Genomic DNA, 16,459 nt, shown 5'->3' with positions numbered 1-16,459 from the left:
TGGGTGTGAGCGCTTACGGGGCGAGCAATTCGAGCAGTTCCGCCTCGGTCGCGTTGCCACAGCGAACTGCTTCCCGCGGCGCTCGGCCGGCCTCGCGGACGGTTTCGACGGCTTCGTGGGGGTCGTAGCCGCACTCCTGAGTGAGCCACGCCGCGGCGACGACGCCGGTGCGTCCGAGACCGGCGTTGCAGTGAACGGCGACAGTCTCGCCGGCGTCGTCTGCGTCTCGAATCGCCCCCAGCGCCGACCGGAGCGTCGATTCATCCGGGAGGTGTCGTTCGCGAATCGGGACGTGGGCCGTCTCGAAGCGGTCGGCGTAGGCGTCGGGGAGGCCCCATCGGGTCGCCTCCGCCGAGGAGAGCAGGCAGAGCACACTGCTGACGCCAGCACTGTCCAGCGTGGCCGCCCAGTCGTCGAGTCCGCCGCCGAGATGGCCCGGTCGGCAGATGCCGTACACCGGCGTTTCGGGTGCGACGGGCGCGAAGTTGGGCATCGCTACCGTCCCAACTCGGCGAGCAATCGCCCGAGGTGGACCCTATCGGCGTTCCCCTCGGACATTTCGAGGTCGATTTCGCCCGCGAGTTCGTGGACGCGGGCCGACTGTCGGCCCTCGTAGCGACTCCGGGCGGCGGCGAGGAACTCCCTGAGGACCTCCTCGCCGTCGAACCCCTCGTCGTACAGCAGTTCGTCCAACCCCTTGCGGGCGTCCTCGAACTCCCCGGCATCGGCGTCGGCGAGGATGTCAGTCAACTCCTCGCGCATTCCCACGTCGCCCAACGCGTCGTAGGCAGCCTGCATCGTCACCTCGTCTTCGGCCTCGTAGGTCGTCTGAGCGCCGAGGATGGCCTTCCGGAGGTCGCCGTCGCCGTAGCCCGCGACGTACTCGATGCCGTCGGCGTCGTAGTCGACGCCCTCTCGGTCGACGATGCGTTCCAACACCTCGACCGTCTCGTCGTGGGTCGGCGAACGCATTGGAATCGGGAAACACCGCGACTCGATTGGCGGGATGAGTTTCGACGGTTGGCGGGTGGCGATGACGAACTGCGTCGCCTCGTAGTGCTGTTCCATTATCCGCCGCAGCGACTGCTGGAAGTCCTCGCGTATCGCCTCGGCGTTGTCCAGGAGGATGGTCCGGAACTCACCCGAAACCGGCTGATAGGCGGCCTGCTCCTTCAGTACGCGGCTTATCATGTCTCGTTTCGACAGCCGCGAGCGGCCGTCGAGGAAGTGGCCGAACCGGGGGTCGTTCTTGATTTCCTTTTTCGTCCGGCCGAAGAAGTCCGCGACGTTGATTTCGACGAAGTCGTTGTCGGGGTCTTCGTGGGTGTCCTCGGCGAGTGCGCGGACGGCGGCGGTCTTGCCGGCGCCGCGTGGACCGTAGACGACGAGGTTCATCGGTTCCTCGGTCACGCGTTCGAGGTGGTCCCGCACCTCGGCCTGCGGTAACTCGTCGACGGTGGGCGCGTGTTCGTCGGTCCACAGCGGCGCGTCCATACTTCTCGTTCGGACCCGCCCCGGCAAAAGCCCTCCTCTCTCGACGCCGCAGTCGCTCCCTCTCCGTCCCGCCGACGCCGGGGTTTTTGCGTTGGGGCGTCGACGCGACGACATGGACATCGAGTTCGGAACCGACGGCTGGCGGACGACCGTCGAGGAGTTCACGACGCCCCGCATCCGGGCCGTGGGCCAAGCCGTCGCCGACTACGTACGAGAGGGGTCGGCCGACCCCGCCGTCGCCGTCGGCTACGACCCGCGAGAAGGCTCTCGAGACGCCGCCGAGGAGTTGTGTCGCGTCCTCTGTGTCAACGGCGTCGACGCATATATCCCCGACCGCGACACGCCGACGCCGGTCGTCGCCTGGACCGTCCTCGACCGCCAGTTAGACGGCGCCCTGCAGGTCACCGCCAGCCACAACCCCCCAGAGTACAACGGCATCAAGTTCGTTCCCGACGATGGCGCGCCGGCCCTACCGGGAGTGACCGACTGGCTGGCCGACAACCTCCGGGTGCCCGACCCGCTTCCCGAATCCGAGTGGGGCCACATCGAAGAATCCGACTTCATCGACCCGTATCTCGACCACGCGCTGGCGTTCGCAGGCAAGAACGGCCGCTCGGCCGACTGCTCGGGGGTCACCGTCGCCCACGACGCCATGCACGGCAGCGGCCGGGGCGTCACCGACGAACTGCTGGAGCGGGCCGGCGCCGAGGTCCTCCGACTCCGAAACGACGCCGACCCAGAGTTCGGTGGGTCGCCGCCGGAGCCCTCTGCGGCCCGCCTCCGCGACCTCGAAACCCGGGTCACCGACGGCGAGGCCAACCTCGGGGTCGCCAACGACGGCGACTCCGACCGTATCGGCGTCGTCACGCCCGACCGCGGCTACGTCGACCCCAACTGGCTGTTCGTCGCGCTGTACGACTATTTGCTCGAAACCGACGATGGCGACGCCGTCCGAACCGTCTCGACGACGTTCCTCGTCGACCGGGTCGCCGAGGCCCACGGCCAATCGGTTCGGGAGACGCCGGTCGGGTTCAAGTGGGTCGCCGAGGCGATGGGCGAGTTCGACGCCCTGGTCGGCGGCGAGGAGTCGGGCGGCTTCGGCGTCCGTGGCCACCTCCGCAACAAAGACGGCGTCCTCGTCGCCCTGTTGGTGGCGGCCGCCCACGCCGAGGAGTCGCTAGACGACCGCCTCGACCGCCTCCGCGCCGAACACGGCGACATCGTTCAGGACCGCATCAGCGTCGACTGCCCCGACGAGCGCAAGACCGCCGTCCTCGACGAGTTGGACGGATCGATTCCCGACAGCGTGGCCGGGACGGCCGTCGAGTCGGTCGGCACCGCCGACGGCTTCAAACTCGTGCTCGAAGACGGGTCGTGGCTGCTCGTCCGCCCCAGCGGGACGGAGCCGAAACTCCGCGTCTACGCCGAGGCCGGCGACAGGGACCGCGTCGAGGAACTGCTCGAATCGGGCGCGGAACTGGTCCGGCCGCTCATCTGAGATACCCGCGACACCGCCCGCCGTCGCAGTCGATGTCGAAGCCAAGCGACTCGTAGAACGGGCGAACGCCGAGGTCGAATTCGGCGGTCAGTTCCGGTCGCTGGTCGGCCGCCGCTTCGACGAGCGCCGAGCCGATACCGCTGCCGCGGCGGCCGGGACGGACCGCGACCGCGTCGATTTCGGTTCCGTTGAGGACGAGCGCGCCGAGCACGCGGTCGTCTTCGCGGGCGACGAGCACCGCCGCCTCCGCCAGCACCGCCTCGTCGAGTTCCAGCATCGCGGCGTTGCAGATGGCTCGAACCGCGGTCTCGGCGCCGGGTGTCGCTTCCTCGACTCTCATCCGCCCTTTATTAGCCGCAGGACGCGAACGTGGTCGGAATCGACCGTCCGGTCTTCGGGAACCGGGCTGCCGTCGACCAGGACCGAAGCCTCGTGCGTCGAGAGGCCGACCGATTCCAGCACGTCGCCGTAGGTTGCATCGGCCGGGAGGTCGAGGTCGTGGCTCCCTTCGCCGACGACCTCACAGGTCACGCGCATGGGCCAAGGGACGCGCCGAGGCGGTTTCAGCGTGCCGCTATATCTCCGCGAGGCCGCCGCGGTTCCGCGAGACGAGTTCGTAGATTCGGCGCGCGCCGAGGGCGACGACGCCCGCTCCGAGCAGGAAGACGACCGCCCGGAGCAGCGCGCCGACGTACGGCAGCAGTCCGAGGACGGTAACTGCGACGACGCCGATTCCGACGGCGAGATAGCGGTTGTCGTAGTCGGTGTAGGACAGCGCCCACGCGCCGACGGCGTACTGTCCGTAGACGGCGGCGACCCATGCGACGACGAGCGCCATGGCGAGCAACGCGACGGCCAGCGGCAGGCCGACCAGCGTCACCGCAAGTACGACGACGGCGAGGGCGGTCCCGACGAGCGCCAGCAGTCCCGTTCCCGCCGTCCGGAATGGTTCGCTCCGGGCGGTCAGCGCGGCGGCGTCGGCGAACTTCGGCGCGGCGTACACGAGAAGGGCCCCCAACAGCAAATCGCCGACGAACATGAACACGCCGAAAATCGAAAACAGCGGGTCCAGCGGCGGCACCAGCGCGAGGTCGCTCGTTCCCTGTGTGATTCCCTCGACGGTTCCGCCCTCGTCGACGAGTTCGCCACCGTACGTCAGGCCGCCCTCGACGACGGCGGTTTCGGCGAGCGTAGTTCGACCGGCGAAGACGTTGGCGTCGCCGCCGACGGTGCCCGCGATGGTCACGTCGCCGGCGACGGCACCGAACGAGCGGTCGACGCTCCCCGTCTCGCCTAACGTGGCGCTGCCGGCGTAGGCGAGGGCGTTGCCACCGACGGTGCCGTTGACGTACACGTCGCCGCCGTAGACGCGGACGATACCCGTCACTTCGGCGCCCTCGGCGATACGAACGTCGCCGCCGTACGCTCGGAGGTCGCCGTCGACGGTGCCGGTGACGACGACCGTTCCACCGGCCGCCGACACATCGCCGGTCTGGTCGCCGTCGACGACGACCGACCCGCCGACGCGGGTGTCGGCTGCGGCGATTCCGGGGAGCAGGGCGACCGCGAGGACGAGCGCGAACAGGAGGGCGAACGAACGGCGCATGGCCGACCAATCAGCGGGTTCACCTAAACGCTTTCCGCCCGTCTCGGGGGGTTTATACTCGGCCGGAGTCTCTCATCTGCCATGAGCGAGGCTGCCGCCGAGGACCGCGGGCGGGAGATTTGGATTGAAAAGTACCGCCCCCAGACGCTGGAGGAGGTCGTCGGTCACGAGGGCATCACACAACGGTTGAAGCAGTACATCGCACAGGAGGAACTGCCGCATCTACTGTTTGCAGGCCCAGCGGGAACCGGGAAGTGCGTCACCGGCGAGACGCCCGTTTTGACGAATCGAGGCGTCGAGCAGATGGGAGCGGTGGTCGGGGACGAAGATGGATTCGAAGCACCGTCCGAGGACCTCGAAGTGGCGACGTACGACGAGAGCCGCGGCTTCGAGTTCGTCTCCCCGTCTCACGTCTTCGGCAAGGAGGCTGACGACCTCGTTCGAGTCGCCACGCGAGATGGCAATGAGGTGACCGTGACGCCGGAACATCGTCTCCTGACTGTCGGCTCCGATGGCCTCTCGTGGACACGAGCGGAACAATTGGAATCGGGCGACCGCATCGCACGCCCCGAAACGACGCCACTCCCCCACGGCGAGGGAGACATCGACTGGATTGACGAACTCGACGGTGACCGGATTTTCGTCCACGTGTCCGAGTCGTTCGCCTCCGAACACGGTATCTCGGTGGTCGAAGACCACGTCGGACTCAAACGAGAGGTGTTCGAGGGAATCCGTTCCGGGTTGACGGACGACGAAATCGCAGCAACGGTGAATACACCGAAAAAAACCGTCCAAGCATATCGTCGGCAGGCGGCCGATATTGACTTCGAGTCACTGTCGACGGTGTGTTCACTCTCTCATCTTCGTTCGCTCGATGTTTCCCGGTCGACGCTTCGGAACCACATCGAGGCGATTCAGTACGTCTCTCCGAACAACCGACGCTCCGAGCCGGCCAAACCGCCGTGGGAACTGACCACTAAACTGGCTCGTTTCGTCGGGCTAGCACTGGCGGAAGCCCGTATCGACGGTTCCCGAATCAAGTTCTACAACGACGACGCCGGTCTTCTTGATGCATTCACTGAAGCGTCCCGGTTGTCGTTCGGTATCGACCCGAAGACGGGCGAACAAAAAGGAGTCTCTTATCGAAGTGTCGATAACAAAACGGTCGTTCACTACTTGAGACAGTGCTTCTCGGTTTTCGACGATAGCGAGACAGTCGGCTCCCGACTCGTCCGCGCCCCGGCCGACAGCAGACGAGCATTCCTCCAGGCGATGTTCGACGCAGAAGGCCACGTGACCGAGAAGGGGATGGTGGAACTCACACAGAAGGACGGGGATATCATCACCTTACTGTCGTATCTGCTGAGTGGTGAAGGGGTTCCGACCCGGCGGAAGACCGAGCGAAAGGCGGCGACGAACGGTTCTGGAGAGAAGCGAGCGTATCATACCCTCTACGTTTCGAGCGCATCGGCACTGTCTCGATTCGAGGACCGTATCGGCTTCTCGATGTCGACGAAATCCGGGCGACTGTCGACGAATGCCAACCGAGAGCCGAATCCGAACCACGATACGATACCTGCTCAATCCGCGGTTGACGACCTTTGTTCGGCGTTGTATCTGCCGAAAGACGAACTGGTGACGGGGACGCTAAACCCGAATTCGCCCGGACGGGAAAATCACCTCGAAGACATTGGGCGCGTACTCGATGCAGCTGCTGAACGACTCGAAACGGCACAGGAAGCCCTCGAAAGCGTTCAGAGTCTCGAAGCAGACATCGAACGAATCGAGGCACTACCGGCGACGTGGGTCGCCTCACGGGACCGATTGGAGCCTATCGAAACCCGTCGGGAACTCAGTGCCGAAACCGGCGTCAGGTCCGACCGGTTGTTGGAGTATTCCGACGGTCGACGAACACCGGAACGACAGCGTACGACAGTGCTTCTCGAATCAACCGGCGAAGTCGAAGTAACGCCCGATACGTCTGCCGTTCAAACAGCCCTACAGGCGGCTATCGAAGGACTCGGCGTTCCCTACAACCACATCGCCGAGGGGACGGAACTCCGCGGAACTGACGTAATCAATCTCTTGGAGAACGACGACCATGCGCTGTCGACGACGCCCCGGTTCCGGACGGTCGCAGAACGAATCCGGGAAACCGCGGCGGAGATGCTCTCCGAGGAAGTCCTCGAAGCGCTTCGAACGCTCGATACGCTCGCCCGCGGTGACCTTTACTTCGACGAGGTCGACTCAATCGAAACCGTCGAAGAGCCACAGCGAGTGTACGACTTGACGGTCCCGGAGACGCGAAACTACATCGCCGGGGCCGTTCCGAGCGTGATGCACAACACCACCTCTGCCGTCGCTATCGCCAAGGAAATCTACGGCGACGACTGGCGGGAGAACTTCCTCGAGTTGAACGCCTCCGACCAGCGGGGTATCGACGTGGTTCGAGACCGAATCAAGTCCTTCGCCCGTGCCTCCTTCGGCGGCTACGACCACCGCATTATATTCCTCGATGAGGCAGACGCCCTCACCAGCGACGCCCAGTCGGCGCTCCGCCGGACGATGGAGCAGTTCTCCGACAACACGCGCTTTATCCTCTCGTGTAACTACTCCAGCCAAATCATCGACCCCATCCAATCGCGGTGTGCCGTCTTCCGGTTCTCGCCGCTCGGCGACGAGGCCGTCGAGGAGCAAATCCGAATCATCGCCGACGCCGAGGGCATCGAGTTGACCGACGACGGCGTCGATGCGTTGGTGTACTCGGCGGACGGCGACATGCGGAAGGCCATCAACGGCCTGCAGGCCGCCGCGGTGATGGGCGAAACCGTCGACGAGGAGGCCGTCTACGCAATCACCTCGACGGCCCGTCCCGAGGAGATTCGCGAGATGGTGACGAAAGCGTTGGACGGCGACTTTACGGCGGCCCGGGCGGACCTCGATTCGCTGCTCACCGAGGCTGGCATCGCCGGCGGCGACATCATCGACCAGATGCACCGCTCGGTGTGGGAGTTCGACCTCGAGGAGCGACAGGCGGTTCGGCTGATGGAGCGGGTCGGCGAGGCCGACTACCGAATCACGGCGGGCGCAAACGAGCAGATACAGCTAGAGGCGCTGTTGGCGTCGCTGTCGTTGAGCGAGGAGTAGACGGGCTTCACCTCGGTGCAGGTGAGGCGGACGCAGTTTCTCAGTGGCGGTCGACGATGGCGACGTCGGTTTCGAGGTCGTCTATCTGTTTGAACGTCGGCGGTGACACGAGTCGGGAAGCGACGCTTCGGTCACCGCTGGAGCCGATGACGATGAGGTCGTTTTCCGGTGCCGAGCGCAGGAGGAAGTCGTGAATCGAGGCGTTCGGAACGCGCGTTTCGACGGTTCCGTCGATGGTCTCCGCGAGGTTGGCGAGCATCTGGGTCGCGTTCCGGCGCTGCTTTTCGGAGTCGATGCAGTGGGCGATGCTCACGTGCCCTATCGGTCCCGCCAGCCTGAGTGCGAAGTCTATCATGTTGTGTGCGGTGTCTCCCGCCTGCCGAACCGGGACCATGATGCGTCGCCAGCGCTGTCTGCCGTCACAGGAGCGGTGTATCAACACGTCCCGGTTCGCTTCGAGGAGTCGCTTGATGAACGGCGTCACCTCGCTGTCGTCGGTTTCGTAGGGGGCGACGATGAGGTCACAACTGGCTTCGCTGGCGACCTGTCGGACGGTTTCGGCCCGAGAGGGGCCCGCTGCCGCGACGACGATTTGACAGGGCACCCCGAGATTGGTCTCGATTCGCGACGCCAGCGACTCGAGTTCGGACACCGCCGCTGCCGTCGTCGGGTCCATCCCGTCGTCGCCCTCGGTGTCGGCATCCGGTTGACCCTTCACTGCATCGCCGCCGTCGGCGACGACCCCGGGGGGTCGGCCGCCGTCCCGTGCGGTTTCCGGGCTCTCTTCGACGATATCCAGTAGCACGACTTTCCCGGCGTCGTGGTCGGCGGCGAGACGCGCGCCGAGCATGGCCGTCGCCTCGGCGAACTCACCCCGAATCGGGACGAGGACGTGGTCGTCGCCCTCGATGGATTCGTACAGATAGCGCGCCCGCTGCTCGTAGAACAGGTCCCGCCAGACGGCGAAGCCGACGGCGACGATGCCCGAGGAGACGAAGACGCTCACGACGAACGACAGCCGGCGCGTGGGGTCGACCAGCAATCCGAGAAGCGCCATCGAGAAGGCCGCAGCCTCCTCGATGTCGAGTACCCATGTGACGAGTCCCGCGAGGAACACTGCGAAGGCTGTCATGGCGGCGTCGACCTCGATTGCGTTCGGTGGCAATCCGGGATAGACGAACCGGATGGCGACTTCCATGGCAACCCACGAACAGATGGCGCCGACCGAAAGGCCGGCGACGAACCGGACCGGCGAGGCGTACTTGCTTTCGGGGTTGGCAAACAGCGCGTAGGTGCCCGCCGCCAGCGGCGGCAGGATGAAGAAGGAGACGTAACTCGAGCGGTTCGAGAGATACGTCATCAGCGCGATGAGCGCGGGAACGAAGAGGAGTATCGAGACGTGAATGAGCGTCGAGGTCTCTTCGAGACGCCGGCGGGCGACGCGAACCCGCTGGCGGAGACTCCCGATGAACATTCGCGTTCCGACGCCGAACCAATCGCGCATACCTGTGGTCGAGCGTCGCCGGCGGCTTGGCCGTTTCGCTCACGGACCGCTCGGCGTCGCCGAGGCCGAAGCCGTGGAAACGGGGTTTTCGATCCGGTTCGCGCCCGATTCGGGCGGTCAGAGCGCCTCGAAAACCCTTTAGCCGCCGACGGGCCAAACAGGAGTAATGAGTGACCTCGACGAGGAGTATCAGCTCGAGTATTTCCACGACGAGGGGTTCGTACGGAAGGAGTGCCCGTCGTGTGGGTCACACTTCTGGACCCGCGACGAGGACCGACAACTGTGTGGGGAGCCGCCGTGTGCCGACTACGAGTTCATCGACGCACCGGGATTCGACGAGGAGTACAGTTTAGAGGAGATGCGCGAGGCGTTCCTCTCGTTTTTCGAGGAGCACGGCCACGAGCGCATCGACCCCTACCCGGTCGCGGCGAACCGCTGGCGCGACGACGTGCTGTTGACGCAGGCCTCGATTTACGACTTCCAGCCGTTGGTCACCTCCGGGAAGACGCCGCCGCCGGCGAACCCGCTGACCGTGAGCCAGCCCTGCATCCGAATGCAGGACATCGACAACGTCGGCAAGACGGGCCGGCACACGATGGCCTTCGAAATGATGGCCCACCACGCGTTCAACGCCCGCGAGGACCTCGAGGACCCCGGCCAGTACGCCTACGAGGGCGAGGTGTACTGGAAGGACGAAACCGTCGAGTACTGTGATACGCTGTTGGAGGAGTTGGGCGCCGACATCGAGGACGTAACCTACATCGAGGACCCGTGGGTCGGCGGCGGCAACGCCGGCCCCGCTATCGAGGTCATCTACCGGGGGCTGGAACTCGCCACCCTCGTTTTCATGTGCATGGAGCAGGACCCCGACGGCGAGTACGAACTCAAAGACGGGAACACCTACTCGTATATGGACACCTACATCGTCGACACCGGCTACGGGTTAGAGCGGTGGACCTGGATGTCCCAGGGGACCCCGACGGTGTACGAAGCCGTCTACCCCGAGATGATTTCGTTCCTGAAGGACAACGCCGGCCTCGAATACACCGACGACGAGGAAGCACTTGTCAACCGCGCGGCCCGACTGTCGGGGCAACTCGACATCGACGACGTCGACGACGTGGAGGCGGCCCGCGACAACATCGCCGACAAACTCGACGTGTCGACGAGTCGGCTGCGTGAACTCGTCGAACCGCTTGAGGACATCTACGCCATCGCCGACCACTGCCGGACGCTCGCCTACATGTTCGGCGACGGCATCGTCCCCTCGAACGTCGGCACGGGGTATCTCGCCCGGATGGTGTTGCGCCGGACCAAGCGGCTGTGTGACACCGCCGGCGTCGACGCGCCGCTTGACGAACTCGTCGACATGCAGGCCGACCGACTCGGCTACGAGAACCGAGACACCGTCCGCGACATCGTCCGGACGGAGGTCGAGAAGTACCGCGAGACGCTCGAACGCGGCGGCCGACAGGTCGAACGCCTCGCCAGCGACTACGCGGCGAAGGGCGAGCCGATTCCTCTCGAAGAAGTGCTCGAGTTGTACGACTCCCACGGCATCCAGCCGGATATGGTCGAGGACATCGCCGCCGACCACGGCGCGGACGTGGAGATTCCCGACGACTTCTACTCGCTGGTCGCGGCACGCCACGGCGGCGAGGAGGCCTTCGAAGAAGAGGAGGGCGCCGAAACCGACGACGACCGCATCGCCGACCTTCCCGACACGGAGAAACTGTACTACGAGGACCCCGAACGGACCGACTTCGAGGCGGTCGTCCTCGATGTCATCGAACGGGAGGTCGATGGCGAGACTCGATACGACGTGGCCCTCGACCAGACGATGTTCTACCCCGAAGGCGGCGGCCAACCCGCGGACACGGGGACGCTCGCCACCGACGAGGTGACCGTCGAGGTCACCGATGTCCAGGAGGTCGACGGCGTCGTCCTCCATCGCACTGACGAGAGTCCGGGCAAAGGCGAGTTCGTCCGTGGACAAATCGATGCGACCCGGCGCAAGCGGCTGATGCAACACCACACCGCGACTCACATCGTCGGCTACGCGGCCCGGGAGGTCCTCGGCGAGCACGTCCGGCAGGCCGGCGCCCAGAAAGGCACCGAATCCTCGCGGTTCGACATCCGTCACTACGAGCGCATCAGCCGCGAGGAGGTCAAACGCATCGAGCGGGTCGCAAACGACCTCGTCACCGACAACGTCGCGGTGAAACAGGAGTGGCCCGACCGCCACGAAGCCGAGGAGGAACACGGCTTCGACCTGTATCAGGGCGGCATTCCGCCGGGACAGAATCTCCGGCTCATTCGAGTCGCAGAGGACGTACAGGCCTGTGCGGGCACCCACGTCACCCGAACCGGCGACATCGGCACCATCAAAATCCTCTCGACGGAGCGGGTTCAGGACGGCGTCGAGCGGCTGACGTTCGCGGCGGGCGACGCCGCCATCGAGGCCACACAGCGGACCGAAGACGCCCTCTACGAGGCGGCCGACACCTTCGACGTCTCGCCACAGGAGGTCCCCGACACCGCAACGCGGTTCTTCTCGGAGTGGAAGGAGCGGGGCAAACAAATCGAGGACCTCAAAGAGCAACTCGCCGAGGTCCGCGCACAGGGCGGCGGCGACGACGCCACCGAGGTCGACCTCGACGACGCGACGGCGGTCGTCCAGCGGGTCGACGCCGACATGGACGAACTCCGGGCGACGGCCAACGCCCTCGCCGACGAGGGCAAAGTCGCCGTCATCGGCAGCGGCCTCGACGGTGCGACGTTCGTCGTCGCGGTACCCGACGGCGTCGACCTCAACGCGGGGTCGGTCGTCGGTGAACTCGCCGCGAAGGTCGGCGGGGGCGGCGGCGGCCCGCCGGACTTCGCACAGGGCGGCGGCCCCGACGTCGAGGCGCTTGATGACGCCTTAGACGAGGCGCCCGACGTGTTACGGCAACTGCGGGAGGCCTGAGGACGGTTCGTTTTCGGCGCGGTCGCTGGTTCGGCCGAAAGAGGGAAAAACGGAACGTGGACGACGGACGGTCGCGTCGCTACGTTACTCGTCGTCTTCGTCGTCAGTGCCACCGACGTCTTCGAGGCGGTCCTCGAGTTCGTTGAATCGGTCGGCCTGCTCTTCGAACTGCTCGGAGAGTTGTTCGAGTTGGTCCTCGAAGCGGTCGGCGAGGTCGTCGGCCTGCTCGGAGACGCGCTCTTGGGCGTCGTCGGCCTGCTCGTCGAGTTGGTCCTGTAGCTCTTCGAGTTGGTCGGTGAACTCCTCGACGGCATCGACGAGTTGCCCTTCGAGGTCCTCGTTGAGTTCGATGAGGAAATCCAGCTGCGTGCTGAGATTTTCGAGGGCGTCCTCGCTGAACTCGTCGTAGCTCTCGCCGACGGAGTCGTACTCCTCGTCGAGGGTGTCGTAGGCCTCGTCGGACTGCTCTTCGAGGGTGTCGAACGTCTCGTCGACGGATTCACGGAGGTCCTCGAGCGTCGAGGAGCCGCCCGAGACGGACTCGGCGGCGTCCAGCGACGTGTGCACCGACTGCCGGGAGAGTCGGAGCGCCTGCCGTTGGATGTCGCGTTGGGTGTCGACGCCGCCGTAGACGGTGTCGCTCATCTCCCGTGGCAGGGTCATGACGTCCTCGATGACGTCTTCGGTCTGTCTAATCGTGTCGCGTTGTAGCTGGAACAGCGTGGCAATCGGTGAGTTGTCGTCAGTCATAGTTGGATTCCGGTATGGGACGAGCGGACGGTGCCGAGCGCGGCCGGCCGATGGGACGAGGCCGGCCGCCGATGGGGAACGACGGCCCGGTCGGAGACCGGGTTCGCCGCCGGCGAACCGTCCGTTCGTTGCACCACCCGTTCGCATGTTCGTGAACCAATAACTTAAAACTTGGCACTAGACTACATCTGTTACCATAGAATGGCACTAAGAACCTAATTGCCGCAGACGAGGGTCGCCGGCCGGCGTTCGACGGTGGCGACCCGAGACGTGTAGATTAAAGTTCCATTACGAAAATACAAAAACGTGACAGGAAGCGAGACGTCCCGAAACGCCGTCACTCGCTCGGACGCGTCGGTTCGTCGCTCCGCAGTGCGGTGCCGGAGCGTGGACGGTCTCGCTGTCAGTTTCACCACGGAGACCCAAGCGTGATATCCCTCGTCGATTTCCTCCCGGGACTTCCGTACGGCCTCCAGTGGCGATTGGTTCTTATCCCTTTCATCACCGGAATTATCGGCTACGGAACCAACTGGGTCGCCATCCGAATGCTGTTTCACCCCGTCGAGTTCGTGGGCTTTCGACTCCCTGGGCTGAAGAGTATCGCACCGAGTCTGCCGCGGAAACTCCAGCAGATTCCCGGCGTGATGGAGGGGCTGGTCGGTTGGCAGGGCATCATCCCCTCTCGGTCCGCCCGGATGGGCACCATCGCCGCCGAGAAGGGCATCGCTCGAATCGCGACTGAACGGGAGTTCTACGAGGAGTTCGACCCCGAGGAAATCGCCACCCACATCGTCACCAACTCCGAGGACGAAATCCGCCGACTCACCGACGAGACGCTCCGCGAGGAGCACCCGGCGCTGTGGAACGACACCCCACAGCCGGTTCGAGAACTGGTACACGCCCGCGTTCAGGCGCAACTACCCCGCATCGCCGACGAGATTACCGAACAAATCGGCGATAACATCGACGAACTGCTCGACATCAACCTCATGATAACGAACCACCTCGACGAGAACCCCGAGTTGCTCAACCGACTGTTCCTCGAAGTCGGCAACCGCGAACTGAAGTTCATCGTCAACTCCGGGTTCCTCCTCGGCACGTTCCTCGGCGTGTTCACCATCCCGCTTTTCCTCTACATCGACCGGTGGTGGGTGCTCCCGATGGCGGGCGTCGCCGTCGGTTACATGACCAACTGGATTGCCCTGAAAATCATCTTCCTCCCCATCGAGGAGCGCCGTCTCGGCCCGCTTCGACTGCAAGGACTGTTCATCAAACGCCAACCGGAAGCCGCCGAAAAGTACGCCGAAATCGTCGCCGACGAAATCGTCACGATTTCCAACGTCGCCGAAAACCTCATGTACGGAAGCCAATCGGACCGCACACGAAAGATGATTCGAGACGCAATCCGACCCGAAGTCGACCGCGCCGTCGGTCTCGCCGGCCCGCTCGTCCGCATGACGACTGGGAGCGACGAGTACGAGCGCGTCCGGGAGCGGTTCGCCGAAGAGAGCGTCGACCGGACGATATCGCCGCTGTCGGACCCCGAGTTCAACGCCGAGCGCAGCGAGTCGATTCGACGACTGATATGCGAGCGCATCCGAGGCCTCACGCCGGCGAACTTCGTCCAACTGCTCCGGCCTGCCTTCATCGAAGACGAGTGGATGCTCATCGTCCTCGGTGCGGTACTCGGGTTCGTCGCCGGCTGGTTCCAACTGCTGGTGGTGACCGCCGTATGAGCGACGACGCACCCGAGGACACGCCCAACGACGAGCCAACGGGCGACGAGGGCACAACCGACGCCGAGGACCCACTCGGCGGCACCGAGAACGTCGAGGTCGACGCTGTCGAGGAGGGCGACATGGCTCCCCGCGAGGTCGAACGCGTCTTCTCGCTTTTAGAGGAGGCCACCGCCGAAGACGCCCTCGAGGGCCGGCAACTCCGCCGACTCCTCTCGGTGCTGGAAAACGCCGTCGCCAGCCCCTCCGAGACGAACCCCGAGACGTTCGCGGAGTTGGTGTCGATTCTCGAAGAGACCATCGTCGCCCCCGACGACCTCGACGACGTGGATGTCGACGGGCTGTTGTCCGTCCTGGAGGAAGCCGTCGCGGGCACGACGACGGCCGACTCCGAGAGCCTCGAAGAGCTATTCGACGTGGTCGGCGAGGGACTCGCCGACCCGACGGCCATCGAACCCGAGGACGTCGAACGGTTCCGTGCGGGGCTTGAAGACGCCATCGTCGACCTCACCGACCCAACCTCGGGCGGCATCGGCGGGCTGTTCCCCATCCCCGGCATGGCTGGGACTCCGTCCGAGGATATCGCCGAGACCGACGACACATACGACATGTTCCGTATCGCGCGCATCGGTGCCGCGATGACACAACGAGCGACGGGGTACTCGGTTGAGTCCGGTGTCCGAACCGGCACGCGGATGGCGTATGCGGCGGCCAACGCCGAGTCGCCGGCCCGCCTCCTCACCGAGAGCCGCGCCATCGCGCTCGACGAACTCCAGCGGGCGGGCGTCGACATCGGCGACGAACAGGCCGACTGGCTCGAAGCCCACGAGGACGACCTCATCGACAGCCGACCGATAACGTCGGAGACGCTCCGGGAACGCGGCGACCGGCTCCTCTCGAAGTCCGCGGAAGTCGGCCGCGACGAGACGATTCACCCCGCCTTTCCCTCGGTCCTCGAACAACTGGCCGCCGACGAGGCTCGCATCCTGCGGCTGCTCGCAGAGGATGGGACGCAGGCGACGATGAACGTCCGCGACAAGAAGCTCATCCCGTTTAAATCGACACTCATCGCGGAGAACCTGACGATGATAGGCAGCGACGCCGGCTGTCGGTACCCGGACCGAACGCCGGTGTACCTCAAGAACCTCGAACGACTCGGCCTCATCGACTTCTCGGAGGAACCGATAGAGGACCTCAAACAGTATCAGGTACTCGAGGCCCAATCGCACATCGAAGCCGCACGCGAGGCCGCGGACCGTCCGAAAGCGGTGTACGGGAGCGTCACGCTGTCGGCGTTCGGTGTCGACTTCTGTGAGACGTGTCTTCCCGTCTCGGTGAACGTCGAACGGCGGGAACGGACCTTCCGCGAGGAGACCTAAAACGAGACCTGTTCGGGACCGTTCTCGCCGATGGAGGGCGCATCGCGGTCGGAGTAGTTCTCCCGGCCGATGGCATTCTTCGACACCGCCGAGTAGGCCGCCAGTCGGGCGTCGTCGGCGTCCTCGAAGGTCGTCTCGCCGAGACGCTCCAAGGCCTCACCGAACGTCTCCTCGCCGTTGGGGACCTCCAGTTCGAGCTCGCCGTACTCCTCGATGAGTTCCGTCGCGGTCGCGGGATACGTGTGGGCATCGATTCGGTCGTCGACGTTCGCGAGCAGTTGCATGTGTACCCCTCTCTCCCAATCCTTCATGAATGTTGGCTATAATATCCTCCCCCGGATATAAGGTCATCTAGCGAGCACCCGGGCGACGGAAGC

Annotated in this window: 13 protein-coding genes; 5 read left to right on the top strand and 8 right to left on the bottom strand. The window is 65.0% G+C overall.

Annotated elements, in window-relative coordinates; translation table 11 throughout:
- Positions 1 to 13: 13 nt before the first annotated feature.
- Complete coding sequence (locus NMP98_RS12025) at positions 14 to 493, bottom strand: protein-tyrosine phosphatase family protein (protein WP_254857930.1); 480 nt, start codon at positions 491 to 493, stop codon at positions 14 to 16.
- Between the two features lie 2 nt (positions 494 to 495).
- On the bottom strand, positions 496 to 1,494 hold the full coding sequence (locus NMP98_RS12020) for an AAA family ATPase (RefSeq protein WP_254857929.1): 999 nt from the start codon (positions 1,492 to 1,494) through the stop codon (positions 496 to 498).
- Between the two features lie 112 nt (positions 1,495 to 1,606).
- Here NMP98_RS12020 and NMP98_RS12015 point away from each other — a divergent pair, with 112 nt between their 5' ends.
- Entirely contained in the window at positions 1,607 to 2,992 is a 1,386-nt protein-coding gene (locus NMP98_RS12015) for a phosphohexomutase domain-containing protein (RefSeq protein WP_254857927.1), read from the top strand.
- Here the strand turns inward: NMP98_RS12015 and NMP98_RS12010 are convergent.
- The 3 genes from NMP98_RS12010 to NMP98_RS12000 are packed head-to-tail and all read right to left on the bottom strand — an operon-like array spanning position 2,985 to position 4,598.
- Positions 2,985 to 3,332, bottom strand: coding sequence for a GNAT family N-acetyltransferase (locus tag NMP98_RS12010; protein WP_254857926.1), 348 nt, complete (start codon positions 3,330 to 3,332; stop codon positions 2,985 to 2,987). The two genes, NMP98_RS12015 and NMP98_RS12010, sit on opposite strands and share 8 nt — an antisense overlap.
- Entirely contained in the window at positions 3,329 to 3,529 is a 201-nt protein-coding gene (gene samp2 / locus NMP98_RS12005; protein ID WP_254857924.1) for a ubiquitin-like small modifier protein SAMP2, read from the bottom strand. Before samp2 ends, NMP98_RS12010 begins: the two co-directional genes overlap by 4 nt.
- A gap of 37 nt (positions 3,530 to 3,566) precedes the next feature.
- On the bottom strand, positions 3,567 to 4,598 hold the full coding sequence (locus NMP98_RS12000) for a bactofilin family protein (protein WP_254857922.1): 1,032 nt from the start codon (positions 4,596 to 4,598) through the stop codon (positions 3,567 to 3,569).
- 81 nt (positions 4,599 to 4,679) lie between these two features.
- Between NMP98_RS12000 and NMP98_RS11990 the strand changes: the two genes are divergently transcribed.
- A complete protein-coding gene (locus NMP98_RS11990; protein WP_367997232.1) occupies positions 4,680 to 7,745 on the top strand; it encodes a replication factor C small subunit in 3,066 nt (1,021 codons plus the stop codon).
- A 40-nt stretch (positions 7,746 to 7,785) separates the two neighbouring features.
- Here NMP98_RS11990 and NMP98_RS11980 read toward each other — a convergent pair whose 3' ends face one another.
- On the bottom strand, positions 7,786 to 9,249 hold the full coding sequence (locus NMP98_RS11980; protein ID WP_254857920.1) for an HPP family protein: 1,464 nt from the start codon (positions 9,247 to 9,249) through the stop codon (positions 7,786 to 7,788).
- Between the two features lie 166 nt (positions 9,250 to 9,415).
- Here NMP98_RS11980 and alaS point away from each other — a divergent pair, with 166 nt between their 5' ends.
- Positions 9,416 to 12,217 carry an alanine--tRNA ligase gene (gene alaS, locus NMP98_RS11975; RefSeq protein ID WP_254857918.1) on the top strand — a complete coding sequence of 934 codons (2,802 nt, stop codon included), beginning with the start codon at positions 9,416 to 9,418 and terminating at the stop codon, positions 12,215 to 12,217.
- An 84-nt stretch (positions 12,218 to 12,301) separates the two neighbouring features.
- On the opposite strand, the gene NMP98_RS11970 is transcribed toward alaS, so the two are convergent.
- Positions 12,302 to 12,967, bottom strand: coding sequence for a hypothetical protein (locus NMP98_RS11970; RefSeq protein ID WP_254857916.1), 666 nt, complete (start codon positions 12,965 to 12,967; stop codon positions 12,302 to 12,304).
- Positions 12,968 to 13,395: 428 nt separating this feature from the next.
- Between NMP98_RS11970 and NMP98_RS11965 the strand changes: the two genes are divergently transcribed.
- Together NMP98_RS11965 and NMP98_RS11960 are read left to right on the top strand one after the other, a co-directional pair.
- Entirely contained in the window at positions 13,396 to 14,703 is a 1,308-nt protein-coding gene (locus tag NMP98_RS11965; protein ID WP_254857914.1) for a DUF445 domain-containing protein, read from the top strand.
- Complete coding sequence (locus tag NMP98_RS11960; RefSeq protein ID WP_254857912.1) at positions 14,700 to 16,082, top strand: DUF4393 domain-containing protein; 1,383 nt, start codon at positions 14,700 to 14,702, stop codon at positions 16,080 to 16,082. Before NMP98_RS11965 ends, NMP98_RS11960 begins: the two co-directional genes overlap by 4 nt.
- On the opposite strand, the gene NMP98_RS11955 is transcribed toward NMP98_RS11960, so the two are convergent.
- A complete protein-coding gene (locus tag NMP98_RS11955) occupies positions 16,079 to 16,366 on the bottom strand; it encodes a DUF5789 family protein (RefSeq protein ID WP_254857911.1) in 288 nt (95 codons plus the stop codon). The two genes, NMP98_RS11960 and NMP98_RS11955, sit on opposite strands and share 4 nt — an antisense overlap.
- Positions 16,367 to 16,459 lie beyond the last annotated feature (93 nt).

The organism is Natronomonas gomsonensis (assembly GCF_024300825.1).
Lineage (GTDB): Archaea > Halobacteriota > Halobacteria > Halobacteriales > Haloarculaceae > Natronomonas > Natronomonas gomsonensis.
Note: the sequence above shows the minus strand (reverse complement) of the source record. Positions and strands in the feature narration are given on the sequence as shown.

Bases quoted from the DNA above. Each gene is read 5' to 3' on its own strand.
- NMP98_RS12025 (WP_254857930.1), bottom strand. From the start codon at position 493: ATGCCCAACTTCGCGCCCGTCGCACCCGAAACGCCGGTGTACGGCATC.
- NMP98_RS12020 (WP_254857929.1), bottom strand. From the start codon at position 1,494: ATGGACGCGCCGCTGTGGACCGACGAACACGCGCCCACCGTCGACGAG.
- NMP98_RS12015 (WP_254857927.1), top strand. From the start codon at position 1,607: ATGGACATCGAGTTCGGAACCGACGGCTGGCGGACGACCGTCGAGGAG.
- NMP98_RS12010 (WP_254857926.1), bottom strand. From the start codon at position 3,332: ATGAGAGTCGAGGAAGCGACACCCGGCGCCGAGACCGCGGTTCGAGCC.
- samp2 (WP_254857924.1), bottom strand. From the start codon at position 3,529: ATGCGCGTGACCTGTGAGGTCGTCGGCGAAGGGAGCCACGACCTCGAC.
- NMP98_RS12000 (WP_254857922.1), bottom strand. From the start codon at position 4,598: ATGCGCCGTTCGTTCGCCCTCCTGTTCGCGCTCGTCCTCGCGGTCGCC.
- NMP98_RS11990 (WP_367997232.1), top strand. From the start codon at position 4,680: ATGAGCGAGGCTGCCGCCGAGGACCGCGGGCGGGAGATTTGGATTGAA.
- NMP98_RS11980 (WP_254857920.1), bottom strand. From the start codon at position 9,249: ATGCGCGATTGGTTCGGCGTCGGAACGCGAATGTTCATCGGGAGTCTC.
- alaS (WP_254857918.1), top strand. From the start codon at position 9,416: ATGAGTGACCTCGACGAGGAGTATCAGCTCGAGTATTTCCACGACGAG.
- NMP98_RS11970 (WP_254857916.1), bottom strand. From the start codon at position 12,967: ATGACTGACGACAACTCACCGATTGCCACGCTGTTCCAGCTACAACGC.
- NMP98_RS11960 (WP_254857912.1), top strand. From the start codon at position 14,700: ATGAGCGACGACGCACCCGAGGACACGCCCAACGACGAGCCAACGGGC.
- NMP98_RS11955 (WP_254857911.1), bottom strand. From the start codon at position 16,366: ATGCAACTGCTCGCGAACGTCGACGACCGAATCGATGCCCACACGTAT.